General features: G+C 64.2%; 16 protein-coding genes. 12 read left to right on the top strand and 4 right to left on the bottom strand.

Annotated elements, in window-relative coordinates:
- Positions 1 to 2: 2 nt before the first annotated feature.
- The 6 genes from ACQY7X_RS01055 to ACQY7X_RS01030 all read left to right on the top strand — a co-directional run bounded on the left by ACQY7X_RS01055 (position 3) and on the right by ACQY7X_RS01030 (position 7005).
- Entirely contained in the window at positions 3 to 863 is an 861-nt protein-coding gene (locus ACQY7X_RS01055) for a DMT family transporter (protein WP_428247984.1), read from the top strand.
- Between the two features lie 21 nt (positions 864 to 884).
- Complete coding sequence (locus ACQY7X_RS01050; protein WP_428247983.1) at positions 885 to 2678, top strand: IlvD/Edd family dehydratase; 1794 nt, start codon at positions 885 to 887, stop codon at positions 2676 to 2678.
- 13 nt (positions 2679 to 2691) lie between these two features.
- The gene (locus ACQY7X_RS01045; RefSeq protein ID WP_428247982.1) at positions 2692 to 4227 is read left to right on the top strand and encodes a UxaA family hydrolase; all 1536 of its coding nucleotides are present in this window, start codon (positions 2692 to 2694) and stop codon (positions 4225 to 4227) included.
- A 190-nt stretch (positions 4228 to 4417) separates the two neighbouring features.
- The gene (locus tag ACQY7X_RS01040; protein ID WP_428247981.1) at positions 4418 to 5491 is read left to right on the top strand and encodes an ABC transporter ATP-binding protein; all 1074 of its coding nucleotides are present in this window, start codon (positions 4418 to 4420) and stop codon (positions 5489 to 5491) included.
- An 18-nt stretch (positions 5492 to 5509) separates the two neighbouring features.
- Positions 5510 to 6382 carry a 2-dehydro-3-deoxygalactonokinase gene (locus ACQY7X_RS01035; RefSeq protein WP_428247980.1) on the top strand — a complete coding sequence of 291 codons (873 nt, stop codon included), beginning with the start codon at positions 5510 to 5512 and terminating at the stop codon, positions 6380 to 6382.
- Positions 6379 to 7005 carry a 2-dehydro-3-deoxy-6-phosphogalactonate aldolase gene (locus ACQY7X_RS01030; protein ID WP_428247979.1) on the top strand — a complete coding sequence of 209 codons (627 nt, stop codon included), beginning with the start codon at positions 6379 to 6381 and terminating at the stop codon, positions 7003 to 7005. Before ACQY7X_RS01035 ends, ACQY7X_RS01030 begins: the two co-directional genes overlap by 4 nt.
- Positions 7006 to 7114: 109 nt before the next feature.
- Here the strand turns inward: ACQY7X_RS01030 and ACQY7X_RS01025 are convergent, their stop codons facing one another.
- Positions 7115 to 8149 carry a patatin-like phospholipase family protein gene (locus ACQY7X_RS01025; protein ID WP_428247978.1) on the bottom strand — a complete coding sequence of 345 codons (1035 nt, stop codon included), beginning with the start codon at positions 8147 to 8149 and terminating at the stop codon, positions 7115 to 7117.
- Positions 8150 to 8184: 35 nt separating this feature from the next.
- Here ACQY7X_RS01025 and ACQY7X_RS01020 point away from each other — a divergent pair, with 35 nt between their 5' ends.
- Positions 8185 to 9057, top strand: coding sequence for a methyltransferase domain-containing protein (locus ACQY7X_RS01020; protein WP_428247977.1), 873 nt, complete (start codon positions 8185 to 8187; stop codon positions 9055 to 9057).
- A gap of 179 nt (positions 9058 to 9236) precedes the next feature.
- Here the strand turns inward: ACQY7X_RS01020 and ACQY7X_RS01015 are convergent, their stop codons facing one another.
- Positions 9237 to 9896, bottom strand: coding sequence for a TetR/AcrR family transcriptional regulator (locus ACQY7X_RS01015; RefSeq protein ID WP_428247976.1), 660 nt, complete (start codon positions 9894 to 9896; stop codon positions 9237 to 9239).
- A gap of 194 nt (positions 9897 to 10090) precedes the next feature.
- On the opposite strand from ACQY7X_RS01015, the gene ACQY7X_RS01010 reads away from it, so the two are divergent.
- Entirely contained in the window at positions 10091 to 10519 is a 429-nt protein-coding gene (locus ACQY7X_RS01010) for a VOC family protein (RefSeq protein ID WP_428247975.1), read from the top strand.
- Between the two features lie 23 nt (positions 10520 to 10542).
- On the opposite strand, the gene apbC is transcribed toward ACQY7X_RS01010, so the two are convergent.
- Positions 10543 to 11736 carry an iron-sulfur cluster carrier protein ApbC gene (apbC, locus tag ACQY7X_RS01005; protein ID WP_428247974.1) on the bottom strand — a complete coding sequence of 398 codons (1194 nt, stop codon included), beginning with the start codon at positions 11734 to 11736 and terminating at the stop codon, positions 10543 to 10545.
- Positions 11737 to 11971: 235 nt separating this feature from the next.
- Here apbC and hflK point away from each other — a divergent pair, with 235 nt between their 5' ends.
- Genes hflK through ACQY7X_RS00990 form a run of 3 tightly spaced genes read left to right on the top strand, consistent with a single transcriptional unit; the run spans position 11972 to position 15596 of the window.
- The gene (gene hflK / locus ACQY7X_RS01000; RefSeq protein ID WP_428247973.1) at positions 11972 to 13114 is read left to right on the top strand and encodes an FtsH protease activity modulator HflK; all 1143 of its coding nucleotides are present in this window, start codon (positions 11972 to 11974) and stop codon (positions 13112 to 13114) included.
- Between the two features lie 12 nt (positions 13115 to 13126).
- Entirely contained in the window at positions 13127 to 14008 is an 882-nt protein-coding gene (gene hflC, locus ACQY7X_RS00995) for a protease modulator HflC (RefSeq protein ID WP_428247972.1), read from the top strand.
- 40 nt (positions 14009 to 14048) lie between these two features.
- Positions 14049 to 15596, top strand: a complete 1548-nt coding sequence (locus ACQY7X_RS00990; RefSeq protein ID WP_428247971.1) for a Do family serine endopeptidase — start codon at positions 14049 to 14051, stop codon at positions 15594 to 15596.
- Positions 15597 to 15659: 63 nt separating this feature from the next.
- Here the strand turns inward: ACQY7X_RS00990 and ACQY7X_RS00985 are convergent, their stop codons facing one another.
- Positions 15660 to 16271, bottom strand: a complete 612-nt coding sequence (locus ACQY7X_RS00985) for an ATP-dependent Clp protease proteolytic subunit (RefSeq protein ID WP_428247970.1) — start codon at positions 16269 to 16271, stop codon at positions 15660 to 15662.
- Positions 16272 to 16385: 114 nt separating this feature from the next.
- Between ACQY7X_RS00985 and ACQY7X_RS00980 the strand changes: the two genes are divergently transcribed.
- Positions 16386 to 17168, top strand: a complete 783-nt coding sequence (locus ACQY7X_RS00980) for a 3-hydroxybutyrate dehydrogenase (RefSeq protein ID WP_428247969.1) — start codon at positions 16386 to 16388, stop codon at positions 17166 to 17168.
- Positions 17169 to 17246: the final 78 nt, after the last annotated feature.

Here is a 17246-nt window from a genome sequence, read left to right as displayed (position 1 = left end):
CCATGGACCGTGCATTATTGCAGGGCATCGGCTTCATGCTGTTGGGCACGGCGCTGTTCACTTTCAATGACGCGCTCGGCAAATGGCTGGTAGTCAGTGTCGCGGTCGGGCAGCTGCTGTTCATCCGCTCGGCGGCGGCCTTCATCATCCTGGCGCCAATGATCCACCGCGCCGGCTGGCGCAAGGTATTCGTGGTTGAGCAGCCGGGCCGCCACAGCCTGCGGCTGGCGCTGATCGTGGTGGAAGTCGCGGCCTTCTACATGGCCGTGCGGCACCTGCCGCTGGCCGACGTGATGAGCGTGTATCAGGCGGCACCCTTGATCGTCACGATCCTGGCGATCCCGCTGCTCGGCGAACGCGTCGGCTGGCGCCGTGGCCTTGCCGTGGGCGTCGGCTTCATCGGCGTGCTGCTGGTGCTGCGGCCCGAGGGCGGCGTATTCACCGCGCCGGCACTGATCGCGCTGTTCGGCGCCGTCGCCTATGCGCTGCTGATGGTGACGACGCGGCAATTGCGCGCGTCGAGCAACCTCACGCTGATCGCCTGGCATACCGTCGGCGTCGGCCTGTTCGGCCTCGCCAGCCTGCCCTGGGGCTGGGAAGCGCTTGATCTGGTTACACTGGCTTTGCTCGGGCTGATCGGCGTGGTCGCCACCTCGGCGCATGTCTGCATGAATCAGTCCTTGAAGCTGTCTCCGGCCAGTGTGGTGATGCCGTATCAGTATACATCGCTGCTCTGGGCCATCCTGCTTGGCTGGATCTTCTTCGGCGATATCCCCACCGGCGGCATGCTGCTTGGCGCCGGCATCATTGTTGCCAGTGGCCTGTTCGTGCTGCATCGCGAGCAGCTTGTGAAAAAAACATAAAACCTACCGGGAGTGAAACCAGTGACCAGCAAGCCCCAGAACGACAAGAAGCGCCTGCGCAGCCGCGAATGGTTCGATAATCCCGATGATCCGGGCATGACCGCGCTGTATCTGGAACGCTATCTCAATTACGGCCTCACGCTCGGCGAATTGCGCGGCACCAAGCCGATCATCGGCATCGCGCAATCGGGCAGCGACCTTTCGCCCTGCAACCGCCACCATCTCGATCTCGCCTCGCGCATCCGCGATGGCATCCGCGATGCCGGCGGCCTGCCGCTGGAATTCCCCACCCATCCGATCCAGGAAACCGGCCGCCGTCCCACCGCCGCGCTGGACCGCAACCTCGCCTACCTGACCCTGGTGGAATTGCTGCATGGCTATCCGCTGGATGGCGTGGTGCTCACCACCGGCTGCGACAAGACCACGCCGGCCCTGCTGATGGCAGCGGCCACCGTGAACATCCCGGCCATCGTGCTCTCGGGCGGCCCGATGCTGGATGGGCATTACAACGGCCAGCTTGCCGGGTCGGGCACCGTGGTGTGGTTCGCGCGCCAGGAACTCGCCGCCGGCCGCATCAATTATGATGAATTCCTTGAGATGGTGGCTTCCTCGGCGCCGAGCCCGGGCCATTGCAACACCATGGGCACGGCGCTGTCGATGAATAGCCTGGCGGAAGCCCTTGGCATGTCGCTGCCCGGCTGCGCTGCTATACCGGCGCCCTACCGCGAGCGCGCCCAGATGGCTTATGAGACCGGCCGCCGCGCCGTTGAAATCGTGCATGAGGATCTGCGCCCGTCCAAGGTGCTGACCCGCGAAGCATTCGAGAATGCCATCGTTGCGGCCTCCGCTCTTGGCGCCTCCACCAATTGCCCGCCGCATATCAATGCCATCGCGCGCCATATCGGCGTCGATCTGGATGTGAAGGAATGGGACCGCGTCGGCTACGATATCCCGCTGCTGGTGAATTGCATGCCAGCCGGCAAATATCTGGGTGAATCCTTCCATCGCGCCGGTGGCGTGCCGGCCGTGATGCGCGAATTGCTCGAAGCCGGCAAGCTGCATGGCGATGCTCTCACCATCAACGGCAAGACGATGGGCGAGAATGTAAAGAATGCCAAGAACGGCAACCCGGATGTGATCATGCCCTATGGCAAGCCTTTGCTGCCTGAAGCCGGCTTCCTGGTGCTGGGTGGCACGCTGTTTGATTCCGCAGTGATGAAAACCTCGGTGATCTCGCCGGAATTCCGCAAGCATTTCCTTGAACGCAAGGGCGACGAGGGCGCCTTCGAAGGCACCGCCATCGTGTTCGAGGGGCCGGAGGATTACCACCACCGCATCAACGATCCGTCGCTCCCCATAGATGAGAATGCCATCCTGATCATCCGCAATAGCGGCCCGGTCGGCTATCCCGGCTCGGCGGAAGTGGTGAACATGCTGCCGCCGGATCGCCTGGTGAAGCAGGGGGTGCTGCTGCTGCCCTGCATCGGCGATGGCCGCCAGAGCGGCACGTCTGGTTCGCCCTCGATCCTCAATGCATCGCCGGAAGCGGCGGTGGGCGGCGGCCTTGCGCTGCTTGAGACCGGCGACCGCGTGCGCATCGACCTCAATAAGCGTTCCGCCGATATCATGATTTCGGCAGAGGAACTGGAACGCCGCCGCAAGGCCTGGACTCCGCCAAATCTGGTCAATGCCACGCCGTGGCAGGAACTGCACCGCAAGACCGTGGGCCAGCTTTCGACCGGCGGCTGCATGGATTTCGCTACCGGCTATCAGAAGGTCGATGAAACCTTCGGTGTGCCGCGTCACAACCATTAAGTAGGAGCCTGTCATGACTGCCGGTCCCGTGATCCGCCTGCACCCGGATGACAATGTGGTGATTGCCCGCTCGGCGCTGGCCGTCGGCACTTCGATCCCGGGCGAGAATGTCGTCACCGCCGAGCCGGTGCCTGCCGGCCACAAGCTGGCGGTGCGCGCGATTTCGCCGGGCGATGCCGTGACGCGCTATGGCCAGATCATCGGCTTCGCCACCCAGGCCGTGCAGCCCGGCCGCCATGTGCATACCCACAATATGGGCATGGGCGATTTCCAGCGTGACTATGCCTTCTCTCAGGCGGTGAAGCCCACGGCCTTCGCCGAGCCGCAGGCGACGTTCATGGGCATCAAGCGCCCCGATGGCCGCGTTGCAACGCGGAACTATATCGGCATCCTCACCACGGTGAATTGCTCAGCTACCGCCGCGAAATATGTCGCCGATGCCTTCCGTGCCAATCCCTTCACCGGCAGCAATCCGCTGGCCGATTTTCCCAATGTCGATGGCGTGGTGGCGCTCACCCATAAGCTCGGCTGCGGCCTGAATACCCAGGGCGAGGGCATCGATGTGCTCCGCCGCACCATCGCCGGCTATGCGCGGCATCCGAATTTCCATTCCGTCATCGTCATTGGCCTGGGCTGCGAGGGCAACCAGATCGATGCGCTGCTGAAGGCGGAAGGCCTGGAGCGTGGCCCGCATCTGCACACGCTGACGATCCAGGATACCGGCGGCACCGCCAAGACGGTGCAGGCGGCGATGGCCAAGGTGCAGGAATTGCTGCCCGAAGCCAACAAGGCGACGCGCGAACCGGTGCCGGCCAGCTTCCTCACCATCGGCCTGCAATGCGGTGGCTCGGATGGCTATTCCGGCATCTCGGCCAATCCGGCGCTGGGCGTTGCTTCCGATCTGATCGTGCGCCATGGCGGCACGGTGATCCTTTCAGAGACGCCGGAAACCTATGGCGCTGAGCATCTGCTCACCCGCCGCGCGGTCACACCGGCAGTCGGCCAGAAACTGGTCGACCTGATGGGCTGGTGGCGCGACTATACCGAGCGCAATGGCGGCGAGATGGACAACAATCCCTCGCCGGGCAACAAGGCCGGTGGCCTCACGACTATTCTGGAAAAATCCCTCGGCGCCTCGGCCAAGGCCGGCTCCACCAATCTGGTTGAAGTCTACCGTTATGCCGAGGCGGCCACGGCGCGCGGCTTCGTGTTCATGGACAGCCCGGGCTACGATCCGGTCTCGGCCACCGGCCAGGTGGCGGGCGGCGCCAATGTGGTCTGCTTCACCACCGGGCGTGGCTCGGTCTTCGGCTGCCGCCCGTCGCCGTCGCTGAAACTCGCCACCAACAGCGAGCTGTATGCGCGCATGACCGAGGATATGGATATCAATTGCGGCACCGTGGTCGAAGGCAGCGAGAATCTGGAGGCGCTGGGCCGGCGCATCTTCCAGCTCATCCTCGATACCGCCAGCGGCAAGCCGAGCAAGAGCGAGGCACTTGGTTTCGGCGAGGAGGAATTCGCGCCGTGGCATATTGGTGCGGTCATGTGATATCGGCGCTGTGATGTAATCACGGCGCCGGTTTTAGTAAAAATTGCGCAGCCGCTTTACTGCAAGGCGAGTCAAATCAGGTCGGTGCGGCCATTTGAGGCTTGGCACTGCGGCGAGGTTTCGCTAAGCTGATATATAAGATGCCACGTTGGCGACAGAAAAATAAAAGACAGGGAATAGGGACCAGATCATGGCTAGCGTGACAGTGCAGCAGGTTCGCAAGAAATATGGTGCCCTTGAGGTGATCCGGGGCATCGACGTTGCCATTCCCGATGGCGAATTCGTTGTGCTGGTCGGCCCCTCGGGCTGCGGCAAATCCACGCTGCTGCGCATGATTGCCGGCCTGGAGGCGATTACCGACGGCACCATCTCCATCGGCGATGCGGTGGTGAACGAGGTGCCGCCGAAGGACCGCGACATCGCCATGGTGTTCCAGAATTATGCGCTCTATCCGCATATGACGGTGCGCGACAATATGGGCTTCTCGCTGAAACTGCGCAAAGCCGACAAGAGCGAGATCGACAGCCGGGTGGCCACTGCCGCCGGCATCCTCGGCCTTGGCCAGTATCTCGACCGCTATCCGAAGCAGCTTTCCGGCGGCCAGCGCCAGCGTGTCGCCATGGGCCGCGCCATCGTGCGCAACCCGCAGGTATTCCTGTTCGACGAGCCGCTGTCCAACCTGGATGCCAAGCTGCGCGTACAGATGCGCACCGAGATCAAGGCGCTGCATCAGCAGCTCAAGACCACCTCGATCTATGTGACGCATGACCAGATCGAGGCCATGACCATGGCCGACCGCATCGTGGTGATGCATGACGGCATCGTCGAGCAGATCGGCTCGCCGCTGGAACTCTACGATACCCCGGCGAATCTTTTCGTTGCCGGCTTCATCGGTTCGCCCGCCATCAACCTGATCGAAGGCACGCTGCGCCGTGAGGGTGGCCGCGCCTGGGTTGCCACCGGCGCCGGCATCGACCTGCCGCTCGGCCCCAATGCCGTGGGCCAGGATGGCCAGGCCGTGGTCTATGGCGTGCGGCCGGAGCATCTTTCGCCCGCCAGCAGCGGCGGCCTGCCGGTGAAGGTGGAAGTGGTGGAGCCGACCGGCGCCAACACCTTCGTCTACGCCTCCCTGGCCGGCGCCCAGGTCTGCGGCGTGTTCGCCGAACGCACCGGCTATGCGCCGGGCGCCGAAGTGCATTTCCTGCCGCAGCTTGATCGCGTGCATCTGTTCGATGCCGGCAGCGGCCGCCGCCTGGTGGCCTAAGCGCATGGCCTGACCGCGTTGATCACCGTCGATTGGGGCAGCACCGGCTTCCGCGCCTGGCGGCTCGATGCCGAAAGCCGGGTGCTGGAGCGCCGCTCCGCGCCGCTCGGCATCACGCAGCTTGAAGCCGGCGAGCATGGCCCGGCCTTGCAGAGTCAGGTCGGCGACTGGATCGGCGAGGGTGAAACCCGCATCCTGGCATCGGGCATGATCGGCAGCCGCAATGGCTGGGTGGAAATGCCCTATATCGATTGCCCGGCCTCGCTTGCCGATATGGCCAAGGCGGTGCGGCGTATCGACTGGCCGGGCGATGCAGAGCTGTGGTTCTGCCCCGGGCTTTCCTGCCGCGATGCGCAGGGTGTGCCCGATGTGATCCGTGGCGAGGAAATGCAGGTATTTGGCCTGGCCGATGAGAAAGGCGACGCCGATCTCTGCCTGCCCGGCACCCATAGCAAGGCGGTCACCATGCGCGGCGGCCGCATCATCCGCTTCGCGACGCATTTCTCCGGCGAACTGTTTGCGCTGCTTGGCCGTCATGGCCTGCTCGCCAGCGTGTTGCAGCCGCAGACTAAACCAGAGACCAAGGCTTTCGCCGAGGGCGTGGCACGCAGCGGCGAGGCCGGCGGCCTGCTGCATCATCTGTTCGGCGTGCGCGCGCGCGGCCTGTTCGGCGAGCTGTCGGGCGAAGCCGCCAGCGCCTATCTTTCCGGTATGCTGATCGGCCATGAATTACGCCACCATCCGCCCAGCCCACGCCTGCTGCTGGTTGGCGAGCAGGGGCTTTGCATCCGCTATGCCGATGCCGCCCGCCTGCTTGGCCGCCATGCCGAAATCGCGCCGATTGATGCCGCCGCGCGCGGCCTGCACCGTTTGAGCAAGTTGCTGCCATGAATCTTACTGACGCCCTGAAAGCCGCACCGCTGATTGCCATCCTGCGCGGCGTCAAGCCCGATGAAGTCTTGGCCATCGGCGATGCGCTCTATGCCGCCGGTTTCCGCATCATCGAAGTGCCGCTGAATTCGCCCAAGCCGCTGGAAAGCATCCAGTTGCTGGCCGAGCATTTCGGCGCCGAGGCGCTGATCGGCGCCGGCACGGTGCTGAACCTTGCGCAGATGGAGGCGGTGGCCTTGAGCGGTGGCCGCCTGATCGTGATGCCGCATGCCGATATCAATATCGTGCAGGCGGCAAGGCAGCGCGGCCTTGCCGCGCTGCCGGGCGTCGCCACGCCGACGGAAGCTTTTTCCGCCATCCATGCCGGCGCCGATGGCCTGAAGCTGTTTCCCGCCGAGGCCGCCAGTCCGGCGGTGCTGAAAAGCCTGCGCGCTGTGCTGCCGCCGGCCTTGCCGGTGCTGCCGGTCGGCGGCATCGGCGCGGAAAACATGGCGCCCTGGATCGCCGCCGGGGCCAGCGGCTTCGGGCTGGGTTCCTCGCTCTACAAGCCGGGCTTCACGCCCGCCGAGGTAAGCCAGCGCGCCCATGCCTGCATCGCGGCGTGGCGCCAAGCGAAGGCTTGAAGTCTGACCCTATTCATATTCCCCTACATGTCATACCCGCGAAAGCGGGTATCCCATTTAAATAATAAATGGGACCCTCGCTTTCGCGAGGGTGACGAGAAGGAAAGGCTTAGAGGAATTTTTCGGCGATATCGGTGGAGCTTTCGACACCGATCTTGTCGTAATGCGCCTGGATGAATAATGCGGCGCGCTGGCGGCCGAGGTTGTAGAGCTCTTCCAGGAACGGCATCTCGGCGTTGAATTTCGATGAGGCGCCCAGTGCTGCCAGTTCGGCCTCGGCATCCACGGTATGGATCAGCATGCGCTTGAGGCGGCCATTGTCGTCATAGCCGTCGTCGATGATCTTGCTGACGAAATGGATCGCGCGCATTTCGCGCATCAGGCTGGAATTGAATGACAGCGTGTTGATCCGGTCCATGATCGCATGGGCGGTCTTGGGCACCTCGGCGATCTTGATCGGGTTCAACTGCACGATCACCACGTCGCGGCTGTCGCAATCATAGATCAGCGGATAGATCGGCGGATTGCCCATATAGCCGCCATCCCAGAAATGCTCGCCGTTGATCTCCACCGCCTGGAACAGGAAGGGCAGGCAGGCCGAGGCCATTACCGCGTCTATGCTGACATCGTCATTCTGGAATACGCGGATCTTGCCGGTCAGCACATTGGTGGCGCAGATGAACAGTTTCACATGGCGGCAACCGCGCAGATCCTCGCATTTCAGGATGCTGCCCAGCACGTCGCGCAAGGGATTCACGTTGGTCGGGTTGAGCTGGTAGGGCGACAGCACCCGGCTCAGCAGGTCGAACATCAGGTAGGCCGGTGAATGGGTCATCGTGCCGGGCTGCATCACGCGGTCGAGCCAGCTTGGTTGCAGCGGCGAGAATCGTGCTGCCTCGGAGATCGCTTCCCAGAATTTGCGCAATTCGATGCGCGCCATGGTGTTGCCGCCGATGGCAAGGCCATGGGCCAGCACGGCGGCATTCATGGCGCCGGCGGACGTGCCGACGATGCCCTCAATCTCGAACAGGTCGGATTCCAGCAACTGGTCCAGCACGCCCCAGGCGAAGGCGCCATGGCTGCCGCCGCCTTGCAGCGCCAGATTGATCTTCTTGCGTTTTACAGCGGGCTTCGGCCTCGCCATGGCACTATCCCCGCTATCCGTGGCAGAATGGGCGCATGCCCGAGACTATGCTGATTTTCGATCCCGCAGCCAAGCGCCGCCAGCGCCGCCGTGCCGCCGCGCGCTTCGCCGCCCATGATTTCCTGCATGCAGAAATCGCTGCCCGCCTGCTGGATCGCCTCGGCGATATTCGCCGCCAATTTCCGCTCGCGCTGCTGCAAGGCGTCGCACCGGATTGGCTTGGCCCCCGGCTTGATCCAGCCAGCGGGATAGAGCGGCTGGTGGGGCAGGGCGCCGATTTCATTGCCGATGAAGATTTGCTGCCGCTGGCGGACGGCAAATTCGATCTTGTCATCAGCCTGCTCAACCTGCATTGGGTGAATGATCTGCCGGGCGCGCTGATCCAGTTGCAGCGGTCGCTGAAGCCCGATGGCCTGTTTCTGGCGGCTGTGTTCGGCGGCGAAACGCTCACCGAACTGCGCCAGGCCTGGCTACAGGCGGAAAGCGAGCTTGAAGGCGGCGTGTCGCCGCATGTGGCGCCGATGATGACCACCTATGATGGTGCCGGGCTGTTGCAGCGCGCCGGCTTTGCTTTGCCGGTCGCCGATGCCGAGCGTATCAACGTCACCTACGGCGATGTGTTCGCCCTGCTGCGTGATCTGCGCTTCATGGGCGAGGGCAATGCGCTGCGCGACCGTCGCCGTGGCTTCACCCGGCGAGCCACCTTGCTGCGCATGGCGGAAATCTATGCCGAGCGTTTCAGTGGCCCCGATGGCCGCCTCACCGCGACATTCGAGGTGGTCATGCTCACCGGCTGGCGCCCGGCACCGAACCAGCAGCAGCCGCTCAAACCCGGCAGCGCGACGCTGCGGCTGGCTGATGCGCTGGGCACGGTGGAGCATAAGGCGGGCGACAAGGCCGGGCGCTAGTTGCTGTCAATCGAGAAGCTGTTATGCGCCATTCTGCCGTTTTTTGAGTCATGCCCGCGAAGGCGGGTATCCCATTTAAGCCGGATTGAAATGGGACCCTCGCCTTCGCGAGGGTGACAAAGAAAGCAACGCGTGGAGGCCCCGCTGGCGCGGGTATGACATGGAGAGGGAAGGGTGAATCAGTCTTTTGCCCCGAACAGCAGCGCCAGAATCCGGTCCAGCGCGCGTTCGCAGGCGGCCTGGGCGGCGCGTTCGTCCCTGGCTTCGGCCAGCCACAGCACGGCTTCGTTCATGGCGCCGGAAAGCAGGTAGGTGAGGGCTTCCGCCGAAAGCTGGCGCTCCGGCGGCAGGGCCGCCACCGCCGCGTCCACGCCAAAGCGCAGCGCCCCCATGGCGTGGCGGCCATCGATCTCGCGCCAGCGCGCCCAGCCGAGCACTGACGGCGCGTCGAGTAGATAAATCTGCCGCGTGCCGGGGGCGAGGCAGGCTTCCAGGAAGGCGCGGCTGCCCTGTTGCAAGGCTTCGAGCGGGCTTTGCGCATCCGCAGCGGCCTGATTGATCGCCGCCAGCACGGTGGCGGCTTCCTGCTCCACCAGGGCCTCGAACAGCGCCCGCTTGTCGGCGAAGTGATAATACAGCGCGCCGCGCGTCACGGCGGCTTCGCGCACCACATCCTCGGTGCCGGCGGCGGCATAGCCGCGCTCGGCAAACAGCCGCCGCGCCACGCCGAGCAGGGCGGCCCGTGTTGCGGCATGCTTCTCGGCCTTGCTCTGTTTAGGCGGCTTGCCCTGGCTGGGACTTTTCCCCGGTTTGAACGCCGCTTGCTTTTCTTCTTGCATACATACAGCCTGTATGTTAAGTATATCTCATCGTAACGCGAGGCCGGGCGGTTTTGCCAGAGGAAAAGCGAAAAGCCGCCGGAATCGATGCAAAAGCCAATGAGTGCCCTGTTTCACGTGAAACAAAAAGGGTTCTCCGCGTCGATTTTGCTGAAAATATTCCTAGTAACTCTCATCCCAAAGGAGCGTTTCCCGTGAAACTGACCAGCTACTATCCAGTGATCTGCACCGAGTCCGTTGCCGCCACCCAGGCTTATTACCAGCGGCATTTCGATTTCGCCCCGGCCTTCGAGGCCGATTGGTATGTGCATCTCACCTCGCGCCATGACGCAACGGTGCATCTGGCCGTGCTGGATGCCGGCCATGGCACGATCCCGGAAGGCTATCGCACGCCGCTGAAGGGTGGCCTGCTGTTGAATTTCGAGGTCGAGGATGTGGATGCGGCCTATGCCCGCGCCACCGCTGAGGGCCTGGATGTGCGCCTGGCGCTGCGCGACGAGCCGTTCGGCCAGCGCCATTTCATCGTTGCCGATCCCAATGGCGTGCTGATCGACGTGATCAAGCCGATCCCGCCCAGCGCCGAATTCGCCGCGCAGTATTCGGCCGAGGCACTGCCGGGCTGAGGCTTACTGAATACCCCTGAGATCTACTGAATGACGATGCGTGGCCCGGCAGCCTTGCCGGCGCCATGCTCGATCTTCGCCAGTACCTGTGCCGCGATGGCGCCATACGCCTTGGCCTCGGCGCTGTCCGGCTGGCTCATCACGATCGGCGTGCCGCCGTCCGAGGTTTCGCGGATCGCCATCACCAGCGGCAATTCGCCGAGGAAGTCGCAGCCGAGTTCCTCGGCCGTCCGGCGCGCGCCGCCATGGGCGAAGATATCCGAGCGGTGGCCGCAATTCGGGCAGCAGAAATAGCTCATATTCTCGATGATTCCGAGCACCGGCACATCGACGCGGCGGAACATGTTGAGGCCCTTGCGCGCATCCAGCAGGGCGATGTCCTGCGGCGTCGAGACGATCACCGCACCGGCCAGCGGCACGCGCTGCGCCATGGTAAGCTGGGCGTCGCCGGTACCCGGCGGCATGTCCACCACCAGCACATCCAGTTCGCCCCAGGTGACATCGCGCAGCATCTGCTCCAGCGCGCTCATCACCATCGGACCGCGCCAGATCATCGGCGTATCCTCGGCCACCAGAAAGCCCATCGACATCGCCGGCAGGCCCCAGCCTTCCAGCGGCGTAAGCTTCTTGCCATCGGGCGAGTTCGGCTTGCCGGTGATGCCCAGCATGCGCGGCACCGAGGGGCCGTAGATATCGGCATCCAGGATGCCGATCTTGCGGCCCTGGCGCGCCATCGCCAGCGCCAGGTTGACGGCGGTGGTGGATTTGCCGACCCCGCCCTTGCCCGAGGCTACGGCAATGATCGCCTTGATCCCCGGCACGCCCGGCCGCTCGCCCACGGTAGGCTGGGCAGCGGGGGCCTGGGCCGCCGGATTGCGCGATGGGGCATGGCTATGCCCATGATCATGCCCGTGATGATCGTGGCCATGGTGATCATGGGCTGCCGGTTTCGGCGCCGCTTTACCTTGTGTCTGGGCGGTGAGAACGGCGGTGACCGAGGTGATGCCGGCGAGGGCGGAAACGGCGGCTTCGCAGGCCCGGCGCAAAGGCTCCTTGCGGGCGCCGTCCTTCGCCGCAACCTCCAGCACGAAACCGACATTGCTGCCCTTTACAACCAGGCCGCCAACCATGCCGAGTTCCACCACATTCTTGCCATGATCAGGGTCCACAACCCCGCGCAATGCTTCCAGAACTTGCGCTTCAGTCACCCCGGTCATGCTTGAAATCCCTGCAATCGTTCCAATATTGTCGCTGGTGGCCAACGACGTGATGCCGAAGGTATAACGCGGCGGACGTATTGGGGCAAACCGCCCGACAGGACTGGGGCAAATCGCCCGACAGGAAGGCTTTTTCATAACGCGGCATGCCCGGCGGGGCCTGCCGACCGCCGATTCCGGTCCGACATGCCGGTTCGGCTGGCGCAACAATCAAGACGCGGAAGGACGGACGAGTATGCCCTGGAGCAATCAAGGTGGTGGTGGCGGTGGTTGGCAAGGTGGTGGCGGCGGCGGCGGCCGTGGCCCCTGGGGCCAGGGCCCGCGCGGTGGTGGTCCCACCGGTGGTGGCGGCAATGGCGGCGGCGGCCCGATCCCTCCCAATCTTGAAGATCTGCTCCGTAAGGGCCAGGACCGCATGCGGGACATGATGCCCGGCGGCAATTTCTCGGCCCGTGGCATTGCCCTGCTGTTCCTCGCCGCGATTGCGGTGTGGATGGGCAGCGGCATCTACCGCGTCGATACCAACGAGGCCGGCGTGGTGCTGCGCTTCGGCCGTTTCGCCGATATCACCCAGCCGGGTCTGCGCTGGCATTGGCCTTGGCCGATCGAAACCGTGCTGACGCCGCGCGTCACCACGGTGAACCGCGAGGAAATCGGCTTCCGCACCGTCGGCGAAACCTCAACCCGCGCCGGCCAGAGTCGCGATGTGCCGGAAGAGAGCCTGATGCTCACCGGCGACGAGAATATCGTCGATATCGATTTCACCGTGCTGTGGCAGGTCAAGGACCCGCAGCTTTATCTGTTCAACGTTTCCGACGTGCAGCGCACCATCAAGCAGGTGGCGGAAAGCGCCGTGCGCGAAGTGGTGGGCAAGAACCCGATCCAGTTCACCCTCACCGAGGGCCGCACCAAGATCGCCGATGATTCGCGCCTGCTGATGCAGAGCGTGCTGGATGGCTACAAGGCCGGCGTCACCATCAACCAGGTGGCGTTGCAGCGTACCGAGCCGCCGGCTTCCGTCATCGACGCGTTCCGCGACGTGCAGTCGGCCCAGGCCGACCGCGAACGCGCGCAGAATGAGGCCGAGGCCTACCGCAACGACATCCTGCCGCGTGCCCGCGGCGAGGCGCAGCGCGTGCTGCAGCAGGCGGAAGCCTACAAGCAGGAAGTGATTGCCAATGCCCAGGGTGAAGCGGCGCGCTTCATCTCGATCTACAACGAGTACAAGCAGGCCAAGGACGTGACTGCCAAGCGCATGTATCTCGAAACCATGGAAAATATCCTGCGCGGCACCAACAAGGTGCTGATGGATAGCAGCGGGAGTGGCCAGGGCGTGGTGCCCTATCTGCCGCTGCCCGAATTGCAGAAAAAGAAGTAAGGGGACGCCGCCATGAATCGCACTGTCCTCATTGCATTGCTCGTCGTTCTCGGCGCCGCCGGCGTCCTGCTCAAGAGTTCGCTGTTCACCGTGCACCAGGCGCAACAGGCGCTGGTGGTGCAGTTCGGTGATCCGCGCCGCGTCATCACCGAGCCGGGTCTGCACTTCAAGGTGCCGATGATCCAGGACGTGATCTATTTCGACAAGCGCATCCTCGGCCTGGATGCGCAGCCGGAAGAAATCCTCACCACCGATCGCCGCCGCCTGGTGGTGGACAGCTTCGTGCGCTACCGCATCGTCGATCCGTTGCTCTACTACCAGTCGGTGCGCAACGAGGCCCTGCTGCGCAACAACCTGGCGCCGTCGGTGGCCAACGCGTTGCGCGGCGCCTTCGGCAAGCTCGATGCCATCGCCATCGTCTCGGGCGACCGCCCGGCGGCGATGCAGGCGGTGAGCAATGTGCTAGAGGTGGACGCCAAGCGGCTGGGCATCGACATCGTGGATGTGCGCATCAAGCGCGCCGACTTCCCCGAGGCAATCGGTCAGGCGATCTTCCGCCGCATGCAGACCGAGCGCGAGCGCGAGGCCAAGGAACAGCGCGCCACCGGCTTCGAGCTGAGCGAGAAGATCCGCGCTGATGCCGAACGCCAGCGCACCGTGCTGCTGGCCGATGCGCGCAAGCAGTCGGAAATCCTGCGTGGTGAGGGCGATGCCTCCCGGACCAAGATTTTCGCCGATGCGGCGAACCAGGACCCGGAATTCTACGCCTTCTACCGTTCGCTGCAGGCTTACTCCAAGTCGCTGCAGCAGAGCGACACCACGATGATTTTATCTCCCGACTCGGAGTTCTTCCGCTATTTTATGGAGAGCCCCGGGGCGAAGCCGAAGCGCTAGGCTGGCGGCTTTCCGCACGGGCAGGAGGGTACATATGGGTATGATGCCGTCTCTCAAGGGACAGATTCCGTTCAAGAATTTTGTTTCCCTCAAGAGTTTGGCCGCGGCACTGCTTGCCGCACAGCTGCTGCTCGGCACACAGCTGCTGGTCGGCGCTGGTCCCGCCCAGGCGCGGGCCCCGGAAGGCGATTTCGCCGATCTGGCCGAGCAATTGCTGCCATCGGTGGTGAATATCTCCACCACCCAGACGGTGAAGAATCGCCCGGGCGGTAGCGGCCTGCCGGAAGGCATGCCGCAATTCCCGCCAGGCTCGCCGTTCGAGGAATTCTTCAAGGATTTCTTTGATCGCCAGCAGAAGGGCGGCCAGGGCGGCGGCAACCGTCCGCCGCGCCAGGTTTCGTCCCTGGGCTCCGGCTTCATCGTTGATGCCCGTGGCTATGTGGTCACTAACAATCATGTGATCGCCGATGCCGACGAGGTCCGCGTCATCCTGCATGACAATACGGAACTGCCGGCCAAGGTCATCGGTCGCGACCCGGAAGTCGATCTTGCGGTGCTGAAGGTGGAGCCGAAGCAGCCGCTGAAGCCGATTGCCTGGGGTGAATCGGGCAAGGCCCGGGTTGGCGAATGGGTGCTGGCCATCGGTAATCCACTGGGCCTGGGCGGCACCGTCACCGCCGGTATCATCTCGGCGCGTGGCCGCGATATCGGCGCTGGCCGCTATGACGACTTCATCCAGACCGATGCCTCGATCAACAAGGGCAATTCCGGCGGTCCGCTGTTCAACCGCGCCGGCGAAGTGATCGGTATCAACACCGCGATCTTCTCGCAGTCCGGAGGCTCCATCGGCATCGGTTTCTCGGTGCCTTCCGCCATGGCCCGCCCGGTGGTGCAGCAGCTGATCGAGTTCGGCCGCACCAAGCGCGGCTGGCTCGGCGTGCAGATCCAGTCGGTCACCGACGAGATGGTGGAAGACCTCGGTCTCGATAAGGCACGCGGCGCCCTGGTGGCGAAGGTGGTACCGGGCGGTCCGGCCGAGAAGGCCGGCATCCAGTCGGGCGACGTGATCACCAGTTTCGACAGTAAGCCGATCGCCTCCACCAATGCGCTGACCCGCACCGTGGCCGAAACCACGGTGGGCAAGGCGGTGCCGGTGGAATTGCAGCGCAAGGGCAAGAAGGTCACCGTGCGCGCCACGCTTGGCGAACTGGAGCAGGCCATGGCCTCGGCGGAAGCGCCGCCGGCCAAGGGCGGTGACCCGAAGCAGCGTCCGGCGCGTGGCGAGACGGCGCTGGCTGATCTCGGCGTCAAGATCGCGCCGCTGAATGCCGAAACCCGCAAACGCTTCGACATCAAGGATGATGTGAAGGGCGTTGTGGTGGTGGATGTGGATGCCGATGGCCCGGCGGCCAAGCGCGATGTGCGTGCGGGTGACGTGATCGTCGAGGTCTCGCAATCCGAGGTGCGCAATCCCGAGGATGCCGCCGAGATGCTGAAGGCGCTGCGCGATGCCAAGCGCAAGGTGGCCTTGCTGCAGATACTGCGCGGCGGCGAACCCCGTTTCGTGCCGGTGCCGCTCAAGTCCTGAAGTCTCAAGGCAACAAAAAAGCCCCGGCGGTTCGCACCGCCGGGGCTTTTCTTATTCGAAGGCTCAGCCGAGTTCGCTGGCTGACGAGATGATCTTGCCGACCAGGCCGTAGCTTACGGCATCTTCGGCGCTCATCCAGTAATCGCGGTCGGTATCCTTCTCGATCCGCTCCAGCGGCTGGCCGGTCTCGCGGGCGAAGATTTCATTCAGCCGCTTGCGCATGCGGATGATTTCCTTGGCCTGGATGGCGACATCCGAGGCCGTGCCGCCGGCACCGCCCGACGGCTGGTGCAGCAGGAAGCGGGTGTTGGGCAGGCTGAGGCGGTTCTCGCGCGGCGCCGCCGAGTAGATCAGCGCGCCGGCCGAGGCGACCCAGCCGGTGCCGACGATGCGCACGGTGGGCTTGATGAACTTGATCACGTCGTAGATCGAGTCACCTGATTCCACATGGCCGCCTTGGGAATTGATGAACAAGGTGATCGGGTCGTCGCCGGCATGGGCCAGGGCCAACAGGCGGGCAGTGACTTCCTTGGCCAGCTTCTGGTCGATCCCGCCGAAAATCAGGATCGTACGCGCCTTGAACAGGCGTTCGTCCAGGCCACCGGACTTTTCCGCCTTGGCGTCCTTGTCCTTGTCGTCCTGCGCCGGTTCGTCGTCATTGAACTGGTAAAACATCGGCTTTGAGCCTCCAAAATCCGCTTCATCCTGGGTAGCCCAGCGGCCCCGCTGTTGCAAGGCTCCGGGGCCGCGGGCTATCGTGCGCCGCACCGCAATAAATGGAGAGCACTGATGCTCAAAGGCAAGTCCGCCGTCGTCACCGGTTCCACCAGCGGCATCGGCCTGGGCGTTGCCCGGGCGCTGGCGCAGCAGGGCGTGAACATCATGCTCAACGGCTTCGGCGATCCGGCGGCCATCGAGCAGATCCGTGCCGGCCTGGCGGCTGAAACCGGCGTCACGGTGCTCTACAGCGGCGCCGATATGAGCAAGGCGGCCGAGGTTGCCGATCTGGTGAAGGGGGCCGAAACCGCTTTCGGCGGCCTCGACATCCTGATCAACAATGCCGGCATCCAGTTCGTTTCCCCGGTGGATGAATTCCCCGAGGCCAAGTGGCAGGCGATCCAGGATATCAACCTGTCATCCACGTTCCATGCCACCAAGGCGGCTTTCCCGGGCATGAAGCAGCGCAACTGGGGCCGCGTGGTGAATATCGTTTCGGCGCATGGCCTGGTCGCCTCGCCCTTCAAGTCGGCCTATGTCGCCGCCAAGCATGGCCAGATCGGCTTCACCAAGTCGGCGGCGCTGGAAGTCGCCGAAACCAACATCACCGTCAATGCCATTTGCCCGGGCTATGTCCGCACGCCGCTGGTGGAAGGCCAGATCGAGGATCAGGCCAAGGCGCATAACATGCCGCGCGAGCGTGTGATCCGCGAAGTGATCCTGGCGGCGCAGCCGAACAAGCGCTTCGTGGAAGTGGAGGAAGTGGCCGCCCTGGCGGTGTATCTCTGCAGCGAGGCGGCGAAGTCGATCACTGGCACTGCCATCGCCATCGACGGCGGCTGGACCGCGCGCTGAGGCGCGCGGCGGGATGGCGGCCGGACCGCGCGCTAGGTACGGGAAAGAGCCGGGCGCCGTTGGCGGGAAACCGCTTGA

This window comes from Ferrovibrio sp. (assembly GCF_965278975.1).
GTDB lineage: Bacteria > Pseudomonadota > Alphaproteobacteria > Ferrovibrionales > Ferrovibrionaceae > Ferrovibrio.
The sequence above is the reverse complement of the archived record's forward strand: the minus strand, read 5'-3'. Positions and strand labels throughout refer to the sequence as shown.

Bases quoted from the DNA above. Each gene is read 5' to 3' on its own strand.
- ACQY7X_RS01055 (WP_428247984.1), top strand. From the start codon at position 3: ATGGACCGTGCATTATTGCAGGGCATCGGCTTCATGCTGTTGGGCACG.
- ACQY7X_RS01045 (WP_428247982.1), top strand. From the start codon at position 2,692: ATGACTGCCGGTCCCGTGATCCGCCTGCACCCGGATGACAATGTGGTG.
- ACQY7X_RS01040 (WP_428247981.1), top strand. From the start codon at position 4,418: ATGGCTAGCGTGACAGTGCAGCAGGTTCGCAAGAAATATGGTGCCCTT.
- ACQY7X_RS01030 (WP_428247979.1), top strand. From the start codon at position 6,379: ATGAATCTTACTGACGCCCTGAAAGCCGCACCGCTGATTGCCATCCTG.
- ACQY7X_RS01025 (WP_428247978.1), bottom strand. From the start codon at position 8,149: ATGGCGAGGCCGAAGCCCGCTGTAAAACGCAAGAAGATCAATCTGGCG.
- ACQY7X_RS01020 (WP_428247977.1), top strand. From the start codon at position 8,185: ATGCCCGAGACTATGCTGATTTTCGATCCCGCAGCCAAGCGCCGCCAG.
- ACQY7X_RS01015 (WP_428247976.1), bottom strand. From the start codon at position 9,896: ATGCAAGAAGAAAAGCAAGCGGCGTTCAAACCGGGGAAAAGTCCCAGC.
- apbC (WP_428247974.1), bottom strand. From the start codon at position 11,736: ATGACCGGGGTGACTGAAGCGCAAGTTCTGGAAGCATTGCGCGGGGTT.
- hflK (WP_428247973.1), top strand. From the start codon at position 11,972: ATGCCCTGGAGCAATCAAGGTGGTGGTGGCGGTGGTTGGCAAGGTGGT.
- hflC (WP_428247972.1), top strand. From the start codon at position 13,127: ATGAATCGCACTGTCCTCATTGCATTGCTCGTCGTTCTCGGCGCCGCC.
- ACQY7X_RS00990 (WP_428247971.1), top strand. From the start codon at position 14,049: ATGATGCCGTCTCTCAAGGGACAGATTCCGTTCAAGAATTTTGTTTCC.
- ACQY7X_RS00985 (WP_428247970.1), bottom strand. From the start codon at position 16,271: ATGTTTTACCAGTTCAATGACGACGAACCGGCGCAGGACGACAAGGAC.
- ACQY7X_RS00980 (WP_428247969.1), top strand. From the start codon at position 16,386: ATGCTCAAAGGCAAGTCCGCCGTCGTCACCGGTTCCACCAGCGGCATC.